This window comes from Thermodesulfovibrionia bacterium, from assembly GCA_030646035.1.
GTDB lineage: Bacteria > Nitrospirota > Thermodesulfovibrionia > UBA6902 > UBA6902 > JACQZG01.
The window spans coordinates 200652-219050 of record JAUSMY010000030.1; the positions used below are offsets into that span (position 1 = coordinate 200652).

The 18399-nt window shown below is 48.9% G+C and carries 14 protein-coding genes; 6 read left to right on the forward strand and 8 right to left on the reverse strand.

Annotated features, from left to right (window positions below; translation table 11 throughout):
• The first annotated feature begins 71 nt into the window (after positions 1-71).
• The 6 genes from Q7U10_04640 to Q7U10_04665 all read left to right on the forward strand — a co-directional run bounded on the left by Q7U10_04640 (position 72) and on the right by Q7U10_04665 (position 9268).
• Positions 72-2513, forward strand: coding sequence for an ATP-binding protein (locus Q7U10_04640; protein MDO8281897.1), 2442 nt, complete (start codon positions 72-74; stop codon positions 2511-2513).
• On the forward strand, positions 2510-5338 hold the full coding sequence (locus Q7U10_04645) for an ATP-binding protein (protein ID MDO8281898.1): 2829 nt from the start codon (positions 2510-2512) through the stop codon (positions 5336-5338). Before Q7U10_04640 ends, Q7U10_04645 begins: the two co-directional genes overlap by 4 nt.
• Positions 5331-5789, forward strand: a complete 459-nt coding sequence (locus Q7U10_04650; protein ID MDO8281899.1) for a response regulator — start codon at positions 5331-5333, stop codon at positions 5787-5789. Before Q7U10_04645 ends, Q7U10_04650 begins: the two co-directional genes overlap by 8 nt.
• Positions 5786-7294 (forward strand): ATP-binding protein, encoded by a 1509-nt coding sequence (locus Q7U10_04655; GenBank protein ID MDO8281900.1) that lies wholly within the window; start codon positions 5786-5788, stop codon positions 7292-7294. Before Q7U10_04650 ends, Q7U10_04655 begins: the two co-directional genes overlap by 4 nt.
• 137 nt (positions 7295-7431) lie before the next feature.
• Positions 7432-7872, forward strand: a complete 441-nt coding sequence (locus tag Q7U10_04660; protein MDO8281901.1) for a response regulator — start codon at positions 7432-7434, stop codon at positions 7870-7872.
• Entirely contained in the window at positions 7865-9268 is a 1404-nt protein-coding gene (locus tag Q7U10_04665; protein MDO8281902.1) for a diguanylate cyclase, read from the forward strand. Before Q7U10_04660 ends, Q7U10_04665 begins: the two co-directional genes overlap by 8 nt.
• A gap of 19 nt (positions 9269-9287) precedes the next feature.
• On the opposite strand, the gene ftsZ is transcribed toward Q7U10_04665, so the two are convergent.
• From ftsZ to ftsW, 8 genes are all read right to left on the reverse strand, one after another.
• A complete protein-coding gene (gene ftsZ / locus Q7U10_04670; protein ID MDO8281903.1) occupies positions 9288-10448 on the reverse strand; it encodes a cell division protein FtsZ in 1161 nt (386 codons plus the stop codon).
• A 254-nt stretch (positions 10449-10702) separates the two neighbouring features.
• Positions 10703-11917 (reverse strand): cell division protein FtsA, encoded by a 1215-nt coding sequence (ftsA, locus tag Q7U10_04675; protein ID MDO8281904.1) that lies wholly within the window; start codon positions 11915-11917, stop codon positions 10703-10705.
• A complete protein-coding gene (locus Q7U10_04680) occupies positions 11914-12816 on the reverse strand; it encodes an FtsQ-type POTRA domain-containing protein (protein ID MDO8281905.1) in 903 nt (300 codons plus the stop codon). The genes ftsA and Q7U10_04680 overlap by 4 nt, the downstream gene beginning before the upstream one ends.
• Entirely contained in the window at positions 12803-13741 is a 939-nt protein-coding gene (locus tag Q7U10_04685) for a D-alanine--D-alanine ligase (protein MDO8281906.1), read from the reverse strand. Before Q7U10_04685 ends, Q7U10_04680 begins: the two co-directional genes overlap by 14 nt.
• Before the next feature lie 32 nt (positions 13742-13773).
• Positions 13774-14733, reverse strand: a complete 960-nt coding sequence (gene murB / locus Q7U10_04690; protein ID MDO8281907.1) for a UDP-N-acetylmuramate dehydrogenase — start codon at positions 14731-14733, stop codon at positions 13774-13776.
• Positions 14730-16109: a UDP-N-acetylmuramate--L-alanine ligase gene (murC, locus tag Q7U10_04695; GenBank protein MDO8281908.1), complete on the reverse strand. Its 1380-nt coding sequence runs from the start codon at positions 16107-16109 to the stop codon at positions 14730-14732. The genes murB and murC overlap by 4 nt, the downstream gene beginning before the upstream one ends.
• A 24-nt stretch (positions 16110-16133) precedes the next feature.
• Entirely contained in the window at positions 16134-17225 is a 1092-nt protein-coding gene (murG, locus tag Q7U10_04700; GenBank protein ID MDO8281909.1) for an undecaprenyldiphospho-muramoylpentapeptide beta-N-acetylglucosaminyltransferase, read from the reverse strand.
• Positions 17222-18397 (reverse strand): putative lipid II flippase FtsW, encoded by a 1176-nt coding sequence (ftsW, locus tag Q7U10_04705; protein ID MDO8281910.1) that lies wholly within the window; start codon positions 18395-18397, stop codon positions 17222-17224. The genes murG and ftsW overlap by 4 nt, the downstream gene beginning before the upstream one ends.
• Positions 18398-18399: the final 2 nt, after the last annotated feature.

Below are 18399 nucleotides of genomic sequence, written 5' to 3' on the forward strand. Positions count from 1 at the left end.
AAGCATTACAGTTTTTCCCCTCTAAAAAGAGGGGTGCAGGGGTGTGTTGAAACGTTAGAGGGGAAACAATTATGGATTTAAAGCAATTTTCTATTGGAAAGAACTCTCTGGCCAGACAGGCGCTGACCGGGATGGCATTGCGCATCACAGTGATCATCATCATTGCCACCGGCGTGAGCTACTGGCACATGCAGAACACCCTGCGCGCCTCCATACTGCAAAACCTGGAGAACTACGCTGATATGCGCGGCAAGGCGGAGAGCGAACAGTTCCTGCTGGCTGAACGCCAGACCATTATGGTGCGCGATGAGTTCCTGCGCCGGCTGCAGGAGATGGGCGATTATGATCCAAAGGATGAGTTCGACCGGATCTTTGTTCGCGAGGCTGACGGCCTGATCCGGGTGCGTCCCGAGATCAATGACCACAGGCATCATGCCACCGCTTATCTGCGCCATGATGTCCTTTTGACGCCGGACCTGCGCAGGCGCTTTTACATCGGCTGGCAGCTCATGGACCAGTGGGGGCCGATGCTGGTAAACCGTTTTTTCAGCGGCTTTATGAATATGCCGGAACAGCTTTCTATCAACTTCTGCCCAAAAGCCGACTGGGGAAGATCAGCAACCCGCGACCTGGACATCACCATCTATGAGACGGTCTGGCGGTCGACGATCGAAAAGAATCCTCAGCGCCTGACCTTCTGGACAACGGTATACTATGATCCGGGCGCAGATGAGTGGATGGTCTCCTGCGTGACTCCGGGCGACTATCACGGGAAGTGGGTGGCCACAGGAGGACAGGATGTATCGATAAATGACTTGATCAAGCGAACGACTGCTGACCCTGTTGAGAAGGGCGCGTGGAACTTTATCGTTGATGCGCAGGCCAACCTTATAGCTCACCCGAACCTGACCGGGCAGATAGCCAAGGCAGGCGGGAACCTGCAGGTCAATGAACTCGGAGACGCCCGATTGACTGCGATGGTAAATGCGGTCCTGGCCAAAGGCGACGATCACAGCCACACCCTCGAACTGCCGGACATAGATGTCATTTTGGGGATCACACGGATAGATGGGCCGGGCTGGTATTTTGTCACCGTCTATCCGCGGCAGTTGCTGACGGCACAAGCGCTCTCAACAGCAGGCATCTTTTTGGCTATAGGCTTTTGCACATTGCTTCTTGCACTGGCAATCATGGCAGCTATATTGCGCCGCAGGATCACCGTACCGATCGCCCGTGTGGTCTCGGTGACAGAACAGATCAGTCTCGGCGATTTCAGCGTCCGGCTTGAACCGCAAGATAATAATGAGCTGGGACTTCTTGCCACATCTGTCAATCGAATGGCAATGGCAGTTGGTGAACGTGATGCTGCCCTGAAGGGACAGTTCAATGAGGTCAGGAAGATCGAGGAACGCTTCCGCACCCTGGTGAACACCATCCCTGACCTGATCTGGTTGAAAGATGCGGACGGCGTCTTTATAGCCTGCAACCATATGTTCGAGAATCTTTTCGGCGCAAGGGAAGCTGACATTATCGGCAAGACCGACTATGATTTTGTGAACAGAGAGCTGGCAGACTTCTTTCGCGAACACGACCGCAAGGCCATGGCAGCTGGCAAGTCCAGCAGCAATGAGGAATGGCTCACTTTTGCTGACAATGGCTACCATGGACTGTTTGACACCATCAAGACCCCGATGTACGATGCAGAGGGTGCTCTCATCGGGGTGCTCGGCATTGCCCGCGACATCACCGAGCGCAAGAAGGCGGTGGAGGAGATGGAGGGCCTTAACAAAGAACTTGAGCAGATCATATATGCCGCATCGCATGACCTTAAGACCCCTCTTGTCAATATTAATGGTTACAGCAGGGAACTGAAGAGTACATTGGATGATATAACGAGGATTATAGAGAGAGATGGGGTATCGTCCAGGATCGGGGAAGAGGTATTGCCGCTTATTAATGAATTACCTGATTCGTTTCGTTTTATCAGCACAAGCGTGGTAAGGATGGACGCTCTTTTGAACGGGCTTTTGGCGTTTTCGCGATCCGGCAGGGCCGAGTTGAAGAAAGTAGATATAGACATGAATGTGCTGATAAATGAGATAGCATGCAACCTTAATTACAGACTGAAAGATGCAGGCGCAAGCCTTGAAGTGGCTGACCTGCCTGGATGCAATGGGGACAGGGAGCAGATAAGCCGGATCTTTTTAAACCTTATGGAAAACGCGGTTAAATATCTTGACCCTGCGCGCAGAGGTGAGATAAAGGTCACAGGATATAAGAAAGATAACCTCTCTGTTTATTGCGTAGAGGACAACGGCATAGGAATCCCAGCAGCATATCAGAAACAGATATTCCATATATTCCATCAGCTTGACCCTTCAAAGGCAGGAGAGGGGCTGGGGCTTGCTATAGTGCAGAGGATGGCGGAGAGGCACGGCGGGAAGGTATGGCTTGAGTCTGAGGCAGACAAGGGGAGCAGGTTTTATGTGGAGCTTCCGGGTATAACTAAATGACTAAAAAACAATCCACACAGGAATTAAAAAACAACAGCGTTTTATCCATCCTCATAATAATATGCGGGATGATCACTGCGTGCCTGGGCATAGCCGCACTTGTCGGATGGCTTGCGGGACTGCCTATGCTCACCACCTTCTGGCCCGGTATGATACCCATGGCCCCGAGCACGGCACTCTTATTCCTTTTATACGGAACAGGCGTGATATTATTTGCCCGCCGTCCGCTCACGGCTGCATACCGCATAGCTTTATTAATAGGGGTTGTGGGAGCGCTTGCGGGAGGTTTCTTCTTTGCCATCTCTCTGATGGGTACGCATTCCACGATAGAGCATCTCGGCATAGATATCTCGGGGATGGTGAATGGAGTTCCGGTCGGGCATATGTCTCCGCTGACCGCCTTCTGTTTTATACTTTCCGGCCTTGCGTTTTTATCGTTTCTCCTGTTTTCAGGCCGGCCCTATTATTCATCCATGACTTTCGGGCTCGCATTTCTTACAGTCCTGATGAGCTGCTCCCTGCTTCTCGCCTATCTTCTCGGAGAGCCTTTTCTTTACGGGGGCGGATTCATTCCTCCGGCTCTGCCCACATCGCTGGCATTTTTCTCTCTCGGCACAGGCCTTCTCCTGTCCTCATGGCAGAGGACATTTTCAGGCGGCGAGACGCCGGATGCCTCCGGCATGCGGGCGTCGTATGTGCTTGTCCTGATCTTTCTATTTCTGGCTGTCGGCATTCTCACGGCCGGTTATCTCTATTTCCGCAGTCACGAAAAGCATTATCTGGATAAGGTGGATCAGGAGCTTTCCACCATTAAAGAGCTTAAGGTTAGTCAGATAGTGACATGGCGTGAAGAGCGGATCAGAGATGTCATTATCATATCGGACAGTGAGGCTATCATTAAAAATATCAGCCGGTTCATGGAGAATGAAAAGGATCTCAAATTGAGGTCTGAAACTCTGAAGCTCATGAGCGATCTGGTTAAATACTACTCTTATGAAAGGGCGATGTTATTTAACACGGCGGGAAGGCTGATGCTGTGGTCAGGGGCAATTCCTGAAGATGCGGAAGGACATGCGAAGGCATATATCGCTGATGCGATGCGAAATGAGAAGGTTGATTTCATAGACCTTCACAAAGGCGAAACAGCAGCTGATATACACTTCGGTCTTTCTGTTCCTCTGTTTTTAGAGGCAGATAAAGAGAGGCATCTTATCGGGGTACTCATCCTACACATTGACCCATTTAAATTTTTATATCCTTTGATCCAGTCCTGGCCGACGCCGAGCAGCTCAGGAGAGACACTGCTTGTCAGGCGCGAGGGGGATGAAGTCCTGTTCATTAACGAACTCAGGCACCGCAGGGATACGGCTTTCTCCCTTCGCTTCCCTCTCACTAAAAAAGAGCTGCCTGCGGCGATGGCGGTGTCAGGCATAACCGGGATTATCGAGGGCATTGACTACAGAGGTATGCCTGTCATAGCGTCAATAGGGGCGATTCCAGGTTCCCCGTGGTTTATCGTTTCAAAGATGGATAAGAATGAGATTTACGCCCCGATGAGGGAGAGTCTGTGGACGGTGGTCACTCTCATAAGCCTCATGATACTCGGCTCAAGTTTGGGGATCGGCCTGATATGGCGTCAGCAGAGGATCCTGCATTACCGCCGGCTGTTAGATACAGAGATGCAGTTTAATGAAGAGCGCAAACATAAGGAGCAATTACTCTTAGAAAGCAAAGCGCGTCTGGAAAGATCGCAGGAGATCGCGCATCTCGGAAGCTGGGAGCTTGATATTGTCAATAATACCCTTACATGGTCTGATGAGGTCTATCGTATTTTCGGACTGCAGCCGCAGGAATTCCGCGCAACTTATGAAGCATTTCTTGAAGCGGTGCATCCTGATGACCGCAAAGCAGTGAATGAAGCTTATTCTAATTCGCTGAGTGAAGGAAGAGATACCTATGAGATCGAGCACAGGGTCGTGCGGAAAACTACGGGAGAGATACGTTATGTCTATGAAAAATGCGAGCATATCAGGGACGCATCCGGCAAGATCATTCACTCTGCCGGAATGGTGCACGACATCACCGAGCGTAAAAAGGCCGAAGATGAATTGCAGCGCCATGTTGAAGAACTAAAAAGAAGCAACGAAGAACTCAAACAGTTTGCCTACATCGCGTCACATGACCTTCAGGAGCCTTTGAGAATGATAGCGAGTTATATGCAGTTGATAGAAAGGCGGTATAAGGGAAAGCTTGATAAAGACGCGGATGAGTTTATCGCATTCGCTGTTGAGGGAGCGACCAGACTTCAGGAGATGATCACAGGGCTATTGCATTATTCACGGCTGGAGACAAGAGGCAAACCGCTTCTGGAAGTCAACTCTTCAGAGATACTTGGAACGGCGGTCTCAAATCTCAAGGTCTTGATCGAGGAGAGCGGCGCGCTTGTAACTTCCGACCGGCTTCCTGTTATTAAAGCAGACGCAGTCCAGTTTGTTCAGGTCTTTCAGAATTTGATCGCCAATGCCATAAAGTTCAAAGGAGAAGCCAGTCCGCACATTCATGTATCAGCAGAACAGAAGGGCAGTGAATGGGTCTATTCGGTGCGGGACAACGGCATCGGCATTAGCGCTGAATACAATGACAGGATATTTAAGATATTTCAGAGGCTGCACGGCAGGGAATACCCCGGGGTCGGCATAGGGCTGTCGCTGTGCAGGCGCATTGTTGAAAGGCATGGAGGACGGATATGGTTTGAATCAGAAGTGGGGAAAGGGACGACATTTTATTTTACAATTCCAACAAAGGAGGAGAAGAAAAATGAATAATCAACATAATGGAAATCCGATTGATATCCTGCTCGTTGAGGACAATCCGGGAGATGTGAGATTGACGCAGGAAGTTTTAAAAGAGGCAAAGGTCAAGAATGATCTGCACGTTGTTTGTGACGGAGTTGAGGCTATGGCATTTCTCCGCAAGGAAGGTATATACAAGAACGTTTCGAGGCCGGATCTGATCCTTCTGGACCTGAACCTGCCTAAGAAGACCGGGCATGAAGTTCTCGCGGAGATAAAGGCTGACGATGATTTAAAGCGAATACCTGTCGTGGTGCTGACTGTCTCAAGAGATGAAGAGGATATACTCAAGAGCTATAATTTATACGCAAACTGTTTCATAAACAAGCCTGTGGACCTGAATCAGTTCCTGAATGTCGTAAAGGCGATAGAGGATTTCTGGCTGACGATAGTGAGGCTACCGAACGGCACTGATAAACAATGAACGAAATGATCAGGATATTGTTGATTGAGGACAATCCCGGTGACGCACGCCTCATAGAGGAGATGCTGAAGGAGTCCGGCATTGAGTTTAAGCTGGAGTGTGTAACATCTTTATCATCCGGCATTGACGAGGTCAGGTTAGACGGGTTTAGTGTAATTCTTCTGGATCTCGGCCTGCCGGACAGCCAGGGACTTATCACTCTCACGAAACTGAATGATATCAGGCCGGAAGCTCCGGTTATCGTGCTTACCGGACTTGCTGATGAAGCGACAGGGATGCAGGCTATCAAAGAAGGCGCACAGGATTTTCTTGTCAAAGGACAGGTTGACCATAACCTGCTTTCGAGGTCAATAAAATATGCCATTGAGCGGGCGCATCTGGAAAAATCCGTCAACGAGCAGACAAAACGGTTTGAAATATTTTTTGATACCTCAATAACCCTGTTGGCATTTTTTGACAAAGACTTCAATTTTATCCGCGTCAACAAGGCGTATGCGGATGCAACGCAAAGAGAAATATCCGGATTTCCCGGGCATAACCATTTCGAGTTTTTCCCTTCGGACGCAAAGGCTATATTTGAAGATGTGGTCAGGACTAAAACAGCATTTCAGACATTTGCCCGCCCTTTTAGCTATGCCGATCATCCTGATTGGGGAGTCACTTACTGGAACTGGACACTTGTGCCGATATTAGACAATAACGGGGAAGTTGAATTCCTCGCCTTCTCTCTTGTTGACGTAACTAAGCAGAAAAAAGCGGAGCAGGATCGCGAACGCCTTAACAGAGAACTTGAACAGATATTGTATGCAGCATCGCATGACCTCAAAACCCCTCTTGTCAATATTAACGGCTACACAGGTGAAGTGGAGAGATCCATAGAAAACATACTGAGCCTGATAGAGCGGGAAGATATATCTTCCGAGGCCAGGAAAGAGATAGCATCACTTGCAAAGGAATTCCCAGAGTCGTTTGGTTTTATAAGCACGAGCGTTTCACGGATGGACGCGCTTCTTAACGGGCTTTTGCAGTTTTCGCGTTCAGGCAGTGTTGATCTGAAGAAAGAAGCGATAGATATGAATATCCTGATAAGCGGGATAGTAAGCGATCTTAATTACAGGCTCAAAGAAGCAGGCGCGGATTTTGAAGTGGCCGACCTTCCGCAATGCACAGGAGACAGGGAACAGATAATCAGGATCTTCACAAACCTTATTGAGAATGCTGTTAAGTATCTTGAGCCTGCGCGCAAAGGGAAGATAAAGGTAACCGGATGCATAAAAGATAACCTCTCTGTCTATTGCGTAGAGGACAATGGGATCGGAATCGCCGTCGATCATCAGAAGCAGATATTCCACATATTCCATCAGCTTGACCCTGCGAAAGCCGGTGAGGGACTGGGGCTTGCGATAGTGCAGAGGATGGCTGAGAGGCATGGCGGCAAGGTATGGCTTGAGTCTGAGGCAGGAAAGGGTTCAAGGTTCTATGTGGCACTGCCTCAGAAACCGTGATATATTGAAGATGGAGAAGGGATTAAAATTAACACACCCCTGCACCCCTCTTATTAGAGGGGAAAAGCTGAAATGTCCTTTTTATCTCCCCTATAGAAAGAGGGGATTAAGGGGTGTGTTTTAATAAAGGATAACTTATGAAAAATGACGCGATAATTCTTATAGCTGAAGATGATGAAGGGCATGCAGGCCTTCTGACAAAGAACTTCAGGCGTGCAGGTGTAAGGAACAAGACCATCCTCTTTAATGACGGAGAAGAGACCCTTAATTTTTTCTTTGGCAAAGGCAAAGGCCCGCATGTGCAGATGGGGTCTTCTTATGTCCTTATCCTTGATATAAGGATGCCCAAGGTCAACGGCATCGAAGTATTAAGGCTGCTCAAAGAGGATGAAAAGCTCGGAGTCATCCCTGTGATAATGTTTACTACAACATTTGACTCAGCCACGGTCAGAAAGTGCCATGACCTCGGTTGTTCAAAGTACCTGATAAAGCCGACCGAATATGAGAAGTTCATTGAGACGATAAAACAGCTCGGCATACTTATAACCGCCATGGAGGTTCCTGTTATACATGCGTGAGCATGAGAAGCATAACCCTGTGATCCTTATTGTTGAGGACGAAGAAGGCCTGAACTCCCTCATAAAAAAGGTGCTGAAGAGAGAGGGGTTTGTGACAGAAGGCGTTCTCAACGGCGAAGACGCCATCCGCAGGATCAGCGATGACCCTGACGTGATACTACTTCTGGACTTTGTACTTCCTGATATGACAGGAAAAGAGGTCATTGACTCTCTCGCGAAAAATGGCATCAAAGTCCCTTTCATCATTATGACCGGACATGGTGATGAGAACCTCGCCGTAGATATGATGAAGCTCGGGGCCAAGGACTATATAGTCAAAGGATCAGAACTTGCAGGCATACTCCCTCATGTATTACACAGGGTGGTATATGAAATAGAACAGGAATATAAACTTATTGAAGCTCAAAAAGCGAACCTTGAAAAACAGGCTGAACTATCAGTGCTCTTCAATGTCTCATCCGCGCTGAGCCAGACCCTGGAGATCAAAAAACTATTTGATATTATCTTCCAAACGATAGCCGGGCTTGATATGTTCCATATTCAGGAAAAAGGCGGGGTATTCATGGTTGACGGTGACAGGATGACTCTCATTTCTCATGTTGGGCATTCGGATTCATTCATCGAGTCTCATAAAGGCATGAGAGTAGGCGACTGCCTCTGCGGCCTCGCGGCAAAGACAGGCGAGATAATAATATCCAAAAACTCTCACAGTGACAGCAGGCATACTATTCAATACCCTGAAATAGCCGCTCACGGGCATATAATAATCCCTTTAAAGGCAAGAGACATAATAGTCGGAGTGCTGTATCTCTATATGGATGCTGATTTTGATCTGCCTGAGAGCAAATTGCGCCTTCTTGATTCTATCGGAAACCAGATAGGAGTATCCATAGACAATGCAAGACTATATGAAGAGACAAAAAAGTCTTCGCTCCATGACCCGCTTACCGGGTTAGCCAACAGGCGGCTGATGCATATCGTCTTCAGCAGGGTCATCGCAGAGGCAAAGAGAACAGAAAAGCCGTTCTCAGTCATCATGCTGGATATTGACCGCTTCAAGGAATACAATGACACAAAAGGGCACTCGGCAGGCGATAAGCTTCTTGCAGAACTTGCAGGCCTGATAATGAAAGAGTCAAGAGAGATAGACCTTGTGGCAAGGTTCGGCGGCGAGGAGTTCCTCCTCATCCTCCCTGATACCAGCCTTGAAATGGCATATGAGGCTGCCGAAAGGATAAGAAAGGCTGTTGAGTCAAAAACAGATGTCACCATCAGTCTCGGCGCAACAGCCTATACCAAAGAAACAGTCAGTGAAGAACATCTCACCAACAAGGCTGACTCCGCATTATACCTCGCCAAAAGAAACGGCAGGAACAGGGTTGAGATGAGCAGGTGAATGGACAGAGGTTCTTTCTTTAAACCTCCCCCTCTTCATCTGCCGCTGATTTACGCATGAATGTAGGCACATCAAGGTCATCCTTCTTGTATATAATATTATCCACATCGTCTGCAGGAATTATCTTCTTGGACAGGATATTCCCGGAACCCCTCAGGGCTTGGCCCTGGACAGCAGCAGGCCTCCACGTATCGTAAGTGCTCATTGTAGGCTGTTTCTGCTCTTCAAAATTTGTTGCGATAACAGTTGCGATTATCTCATTTTCAAGGTCAGAGTCAATAACTGAACCGAATATTATCTCAGCATCCTCATGCACGACATCCTTTATAAAGCTGGCAACCTCATTTACCTCATGGATAGTAAGTGAAGTCCCTCCTGTTATATTGACAAGCACGCTCTTTGCGCCGTTTATTGATGTCTCCTCAAGCAGGGGGCTGTTGATGGCCATCCTTGCCGCCTGCTCAGCCCTCTTCTCTCCGGTCCCGGTGCCTATGCCCATGACCGTCCTTCCGCTGTTTTGAAGGATCGTCCTGATATCGGCAAAATCTTGATTGATGAGCCCCGGCACGAATATAAGGTCTGTAATGCTCTTGACCGCCTGCCTGAGAACATCATTTGAAAGTTCAAGCGCCTTATGCCATGGAGTATCTTTCTCAGAGACACTTATTATCCTGTTATTGTGAATAAGCACTATTGAATCAACATGCTTCTTCAGCTCCTTTATCCCGTTATCCGCATTCTTCGACCTCTTGCCGCCTTCAAACAAAAACGGCCTTGTAACAACCGCCACGGTCAGTATCCCAAGCTCCCTTGTCAGCTCGGCAATTACAGGAGCAGCGCCCGTGCCTGTGCCGCCGCCCATGCCTGCGGTTATGAATACCATATCTGCGCCGGTAAGCGCTTCCTCAATAGTGCTTCTGTCAGCGAGCGCAGCCTCCCTCCCGACCTCAGGGTTTGCGCCTGCGCCAAGCCCTTTTGTCATGGAGCTGCCAATTTGCAGCTTCCTGTGCGCAAGCGATGACTCAAGTACCTGCGCATCGGTGTTTACAACTATGAACTCCACCCCTTCCAGGCTTGCGGCTATCATGCTGTTTACGGCATTGCCTCCGGCTCCGCCTACACCTATGACCTTGATCTTGGCATTGCTGTTCTGAACCTCATCCATCTGAAAAATCTTCATCGCCCTCTCCTTTAAAATTTATATTAAGATTGAATATTGAAAAAATAGCCTGTTAATAATATAAATAATTGTCATTCTGGCGGCTCCGCCAGCCTACTGTTGGCTTGTCAGAAATCTTCCCCTCTAATAAGAGGGGTTAGGGGTGTGTTTTATCTCAACATCCCCCTGTATCCCCCTTTTCTAAGGGGGAATTAAAAAACTCTGGATTCCCGCTCAAAAGACTGCGGGAATGACAAACAATTCGATTTCATTATTTAAAGATGAAGCGTCTCTCTCGCCCAGTTTATCACCCTGGATATGCCCCACCTTGAGTGTTTTTCATTCTCTGCCCTCATCTCCCGCGCGCCATAGAGTAAAAGGCCCACGCCTGTAGCATACATAGGGCTTGAGATGTCATCAGTTATCCCTTCTATCCCAGCAGGCGTGCCTATCCTCACCGGCATATCAAGGATATTCTCTGCCATTACATCCATCCCTTCCATCATGGCAGAGCCTCCGGTGAGCACGGCTCCGGATGAGAGCAGGCCGTCAAAGCCGCTGGCTCTTATCTCATCCTTTATAAGTTTAAAAAGCTCCACAGCGCGGGGCTGGATTATCTCTATCAGAAGGTGTCTCGGCACACTCTTCGCCTGCCTGTCGCCTGAATAAGCTATCTCTATCTCCTCATCATCAGAAACCATGGATATCATCGTGCAGCCGAACTCTTTCTTTATCTTCTCCGCCTCGGGCGCAGGAGTTCTCAGCCCGATGGCTATATCATTGGTAAAGTTGTTTCCGCCTACAGGTACCACAGAGGTGTGGCAGAGCAGCCCTTCATGGAATATCGCGATCTCGGTTGTGCCGCCGCCTATGTCTATCACAGCGGTGCCGAGCGATCTTTCATCATCAGTGATCACAGCCTCTGCTGTTGCAAAAGGCTTAAGCACAATATCAGTGACCTCAAGCCCCGCCTTCTCGCACGTCTTAACAAAATTCTGAACAAATGTGGCTGAACCTGTGATTATCCTTACATCCGCCTCAAGCCTTACCCCTCCCATCCCTCTGGGGTCTGTTATGCCGTTCTGCCCGTTGATGCTGAAGCCCACGGGTATCACCTGCAGCACTTCCCTGTCAAAAGGAATTGCCACAGCCCTTGCTGCGTCTATGACGCTGTCAACATCTCTCTGTCCTATCTCCTCTTTCGAAAGCGCTATCACACCGTGGCTTGAAAGGCTGCTTATATGCTCTCCGCCGATCCCCAGATAGACCGCATTGATCTCAATGCCGGTCACAGCCTCAGCCTCTCTGACAGCCTCTTTTACAGATTCAACCGCATCCTCGATATTTATTATTGCGCCCTTCCTCAGCCCTTTTGAATGGGAGCTGCCGCGGCCGATTATATGAAGTCCTGCCTCTCCTATCTCGCCTACGATCACGGATGTCTTTACAGTGCCTATATCAAGGCTTACTATGAGTCTGCCTTTTTTCATGATCTCTTTTTCACCTTCTTCTTAGTCTTGACTGCTGCTTTCTTCTTTGCCGTCTTGACCGGCACATCCTTCTTCACCATCTGAACGGCCGCATCCTTTTTTACCGTCTCGGCTGTTTCTTCCTTCTTCACGGGCTTGACTGCCTCTTCTTTTTTTACGGGCTGGACTATCACATCATCAAACCTGAGGTCAACGTACTCGACAGCTGTCTCCATCTTTCGTATCTCAGGCTCCAGCGACTTCCACTTATCAAACTTCTCAGTATATTTTCCATACCCGACCTTCAGCATATCGCCGTCTATCTTCATGGCAAGGCCGTATGATTCAAGCCATATCTCGATCGACTCCTTGCCCTCAAGCCTCTTCTTTTCCGAAAGGACATCCACGAGGTCCAGAGCCTCTATTATTGCTTCCTTATTTATCAGCGGGTCAATATCCTTTATCACAGGAAGGAACGGGGTGCCTTCGCCGCTGATCTTATCGAGCACCTCGCCTCTTGCGTCAACAAGAGAGGTCTCCCCGCGGAGTGAAAGCAGCGCCTTTGGTGTAGACTCCTCTATGATCAAGGAGACCGTATCAGGGAACTCTTTTCTCATGGAGATACCCTTTATCCAGAAATTTTTCTTAGCGCTCTTCTCAACATCCTTAAAAGAGAGTTCCAGAAGGCTCTCACCGCGCCTTATGCCTGAACTCTTGATCACATCCTGATTCTCAAGATGATGGTTTCCTGAGACAATAATATTACTTACAGTAAAGGCATTTGCCGCAAGCTTCAATCCCAATCCTATGACTGCTATAAGTATGACTGCCGCAAAAAAGATCATGCCCTTCCTCAGAAAGATGGATGCCTTTTCTCCGCGCCGGTATGCCGCCCTCTTATTGTTTTTATTTTGCCGCAATCGCTATTATCTCCTCTATTAATTCCTTGAAGCTTATCCCTGCGGACTGCGCTATCTTCGGAAGCAGGCTCGTTGAGGTCATGCCCGGAAGCGTATTCACCTCAAGTATATGCGGCGTTCCTTCAGCATCCACGATAAAGTCCACCCTGCTGGCGCCTGAACAGCCCAGCGCATTGTGCGCCTGAAGCGCCTTATTCTTCAGGTCGCTGTAGATCGCATCGTCTATCTGCGGCGGGATTATATACTCTGTAAGTCCTGATGTGTACTTTGCCTCATAATTATAAAATTCCAGCGACGGCCTTACCTCAACACCGCCAAGCGCCCTGTCGCCGAGCACCCCGATATGTATCTCTTTGCCGCTTATGAACCTCTCTATGAGAACTCTATCGCCGAGTGCAAATGCCTTCTGAACCGCAGGCATGAGCTGTGCCTCTTCTTTAACAATCGTAACTCCTATGCTTGAGCCTTCTGAAGCAGGCTTCACTACCCACGGAAGCGGAAATCCTATCTTCGGCGGTTCAGCAGCTGACTTGCCCTTCTTTCCCTTTGGAATTCCGACTGCCATAAATTCAGCCACAGGAAGTCCGTGATACATGAATATCTTTTTTGACGCCTCTTTATCCATGGCTAATGCCGAGGCCAGAACGCCGGAACCTGTATAAGGTATTCCCAGCACCTCGAGCATCCCCTGTATCGCCCCGTTCTCTCCTATGCCGCCGTGAAGCGCGAGAAAGGCGAGCTTGATCTTGTCTTTTTTAAGCACAGCAGCTATGTCCCTGTTCACATCAACAGGCACGCAGGCATAGCCGAGCTCCTGAAGGGATTGATACACCGCAAGCCCGGTGCGCATCGAGATCTCGCGCTCAGATGAAAAACCTCCCATCAATACCCCTATCTTCTTCGTTGTGACCGGCTTCTTTGTCATTGTATGCTCCTGCCTTTCATTTATTATTAATTTTAATTCTTACCTATTATCTTTATCTCAGGTTCAAGCGTGATGCCGCTGTGTTCCTGAACCTTATCCCTCACCATATCCATAAGCTTGATAAAATCTTTGCTCTTGGCGTTCCCTCTGTTTATCAGATAATTTGCATGCAGCCAGCTCACCTCTGCATCGCCTGACCTCATGCCCTTGCAGCCCGCGAGCTCTATCAGCCTTCCGGCACTCTGTGCCTCAGGGTTCTTGAATACGCATCCTGCCGAAGGCTCTCCAAGCGGCTGTGTCAGCCTCTTCTTCTGCAGGCACTCGCTTACCTTATTCTGAACCTCTTCGGCATCTGCCTTTCTGAGTTTGATATTCGCGCTCAGGATTGCAAGTCCTTCCGGAAGATTGGAGTTCCTGTATGAAAATCTCAGGTTCTCCATCTTAAGTATAGCTATCTTGCCGTACCTGTTCATTATCGCGATGGAGACTATAACATCTTTTATCTCAACACCGAAAGAGCCTGCATTCATATAGACCGCCCCTCCGAATGAGCCTGGTATTCCTGCAAGAGCCTCTATGCCTGAGTATCCTTTTTCTTTTGTAAAATTTATCAGCTTTCCAAGCGATACGCCTGCGCCGATAAAGAGTGTAACGCTATCATCAGTTTCTTCCGCTATCCTGACCTGGTTAAACGCATCCAATGATATCGCTATGCCGTCAACACCGCCATCCTTTACAAGCAGGTTCGTGCCTGCACCTATCATAAATACAGGGACATCCTCTTCTGCTGCCGCTGTAAGTATGTTCTGCAGCGACATCGGGTCTTCAGGAAAGACGAGCATCGAAACAGGCCCGCCTATCTTTAAAGAGGTATGTTTTGATAATGGTTCATTCATCATTATCTCTCCACTGACAGTCTCCCTGATCCTCGCTGACAACTTCTCCAGCTTGTCACTGAAGCCGCTGCCTTCATCTTCAGCCTGTCCTTTCAAATCTTAAGCCTCAGGAACTCCTCGCCCAGCTTCCATACATCGCCCGCTCCGAGAGTTAATAAAATATCACCTGCCCTGAGTTCTTCTATGAGGCGGGCTGCTGCCTCATCTTTCTTATTTATATGATCAATATCTTTTCCAGAAACTTTTATGCGGCTGCAGAGCGCTTCTGAGTTAACGCCTTCAATAGGCTTCTCTCCCGCAGGATATATATCCATCAGCATCACCTTGTCGGCATAAGCAAACGCGGCTGTAAACTCCTGGAAGAGATCCCGCGTCCTTGAATACCTGTGCGGCTGGAAAAGCACGACCAGCCTTCCTTTGTCCTTCGCCTGGATCATAGCTTCTTTGATCGCCTTTAATGTCGCCTTAATTTCTTCAGGGTGATGGCCGTAATCATCTATTACCCTTATGCCGCAGGCCTCGCCCTTCTGCTCAAACCTTCTCTTGACTCCGCTGAACTCTCTGAGCGATTCTTTTACTGTATCCATCTCTATCTCAAGTTCATTTGCAACAGCTATCGCAGCCAGGCAGTTTGATACATTGTGGTTACCGATAAGAGGCACATCAAAGATGCCAAGCGACTCTCCGTTGAGCACAGCCTCGAACTTTGTCCTGAAGCCATGTGTGCCGATATTGCGAGCAACAAGGTCCAGCCCATCGCTTATGCCGTATGTTATGAACCTTCTCTGCACTTTGGGCAGCAGGTCATTAATATATGCATTGTCTCCGCACAGGATATTGAGCCCGTAAAAAGGCACCTTGTTTATGAATGAGAGGAACGCGGTAGTGAGTTCCACCATGTCTTTGTAAAAGTCCATGTGCTCCCGGTCTATATTCGTGACAACTCCTATGGTCGGGCTGAGCTTCAGAAAAGAGCCGTCGCTCTCGTCAGCCTCTGCAACAAGAAAATCGCCCTGCCCGAGCTTTGCGTTGCTCCCCAATCCCTTAAGTTTCCCGCCTATCACAACGGTCGGGTCAAGCCCGCCGGATGCAAGCACGCTTGCTACGAGTGATGTAACCGTTGTCTTGCCGTGAGCGCCTGCTATAAGCACCCCGTATTTGAGCCTTGCGAGCTCGGCAAGCATCTCAGCCCTCGGGATAACAGGGATTGCCCGCTCCCTTGCAGCCATGACCTCAGGATTTGCTGATGAGACAGCGGAAGAGATGACAACAACATGCGCGTCCTTTATGTTCTCGGCATTATGCCCGACGTTAATATGTATCCCCAGGCTCTCAAGCCTTCTGGTGGTCTCAGACCCTTTCAGGTCAGAGCCTGTGACCTCATAGCCGAGGTTGTTAAGCACCTCAGCTATCCCGCTCATGCCGATGCCGCCTATGCCTACAAAATGTATCCTCTCAAAACGTTTATACATGCTTTATATTCCGTATCTGTGCCCTCATTTTTTTATCAGCCCCATCATATGCTCTATTATCTTCTTTACGGCATCAGGCTCTCCAAGTGAAATTATCGTCCGCTCCATCTCGCCGATAGCATCCGGACTGTCCAGCAGGCGGATGATCATATCGGAAAGCGTCTTGCCGTTGAGCTCCTCGTCAATTATCATCTGCGCCGCTCCCATATCCAGAAGCTTTCTGGCATTTGATTCCTGATGCTTGCCTGCTGCGAACGGGTAAGGAACGAGTATCGCAGCCTTTCCGCATGCCGCCAGCTCTGCAAGCGTGGTCGCGCCTGCCCTTGAGATTATAAGGTCAGCAACAGCATACGCGTCAGCCATCTCATGTGCAAAAGAGATCACAGTCCCCTTGAAGCCCTGAGAGAGATATGCCTCTCTCACAGGCACAAGGTCAGCCTCTCCGGTCTGATGGAGAAACTGTACCTTATCTTTATACGCATCAAAGTATCTCAGCGCCTCGGTCACAGCTTTATTGATATGCCGTGCGCCTGAACTGCCGCCGAATATAAATATTGTGAAGAGGTCTTTATCAAGAGAGAACCTCTCATACCCCCTCTCCCTGTCGCCGTTCAGTATCTCCTCTCTTACAGGGTTGCCTGTAAGGAACGTCTTTTCACTCGGAAAAGAGGATATTGATTCATGGTATGTAACAGCTACCGTATCCACATATTTCCCGAGTATCCTGTTCGTAAGTCCCGGCACAGTGTTCTGCTCATGTATCATCGTAGGTATCTTCATCCATACCGCGCTCAATATCAAAGGGCCTGAAGAATAACCGCCTACGCCAAAGGCAAGGTCAGGCTTTATCTCCTTCAGTATCTCAAAAGAATCCCTGAAAGAGTGCGGGATCTTCATAGCTGATTTCAGTGTTCCAATAATGCCTTTTCCCACCAGGCCTTCTGACCTGATAAACCTCAGGTCAAAACCCTCTTTGGGTATTATTTTGTTCTCAATGCCCTTTGTCGACCCGACAAATACAACATCAGCTCCGGGGATCTTCTTCAGCGCCTTGGCAACCGCAAGGCCGGGAAAGAGATGCCCGCCAGTGCCGCCTCCCGCGATAACAATCTTCATCTTCCTCTTCTTTGAGAAACATGGCCTGCCTGAATATCCGGCCTGCCTCTTCTCTCCATCTTCATTCTGTCGTTCCTTCCTGATATGTTCAGGAGTATGCCTATGGCTATCATATTTATCAGCAGCGAAGAGCCGCCGTAACTTATAAGCGGCAAAGGAAGCCCCTTTGTCGGCGCAAGGCCGATGGTCACAGCAAGATTTATTATTACCTGGCTGCCTATCATCATGGTCAGCCCGAGCGCGAGGTAGTGGCTGAACGGGTCATCCGTCTCCAGGGCTACGATTATCCCCTTTATCAAAAGCCACAGGAATAACCCGATGACTGCCAGGACACCCAAAAAGCCAAGCTCTTCGCCGATCAGTGAAAAGATAAAATCCGTATGTATCTCAGGCAGAAAAGCGAGCTTCTGCCTGCCGCTGCCTATGCCCACGCCTGTGATATAACCGTTGCCGAATGCTATAAATGACTGCACAAGCTGAAAGCCGCACCCCAGAGAGTCCTGCCACGGGTCCATAAAGCATGTCACCCTCTTCCACCTGTAGGGGAAGAATTTTACGAGCATAAAGATTCCCGGCAGGGCCACTAGAATAATGGCAAATAAAGGCCTAAGTGTGACGCCTCCCAGAAAGAGGAGTCCGATAGTAAGTATGCCGAGGCTCATTACAGCTCCGAAGTCAGGCTGGAAGATGATCGCAAGCTGAAATGTCAGCATTATCGCAATGGGAATGATAAACCCGTGCACCAGCTTCTTCATCCTGTATTTATTCTTATCCATATAATCCGCAAGAAAGAGCACCATGGCTATCTTGGCAAGCTCAGAAGGCTGGAAGGTCGTGGGCCATAACCTTATCCACCGCCTCGCCCCGTTTGCAGTTAGGCCGATGCCCGGCAGAAAGACAACCAGAAGCAGAACAAAAGAGACCGCAAGCAGAACTGTGCCGAGCGGCCTGAGCTTCTGATAATCGAGCCTTGATACGAGCAGCATGGCTGCGAAACCTATAAAGACGGTAAAGAGGTGGCTCCACAGATAATGAAAACCTGTGCCGTACTTTTTAACAGAGAGCAGAGCGGTCGAGCTGTAAACCATTATCACGCCTATAAAGATAAGGGCGATCACAGGGAGAAATATGCTTTTTGAACTTGTTGAGCTCATGTATCTGCTGTTTATCATAT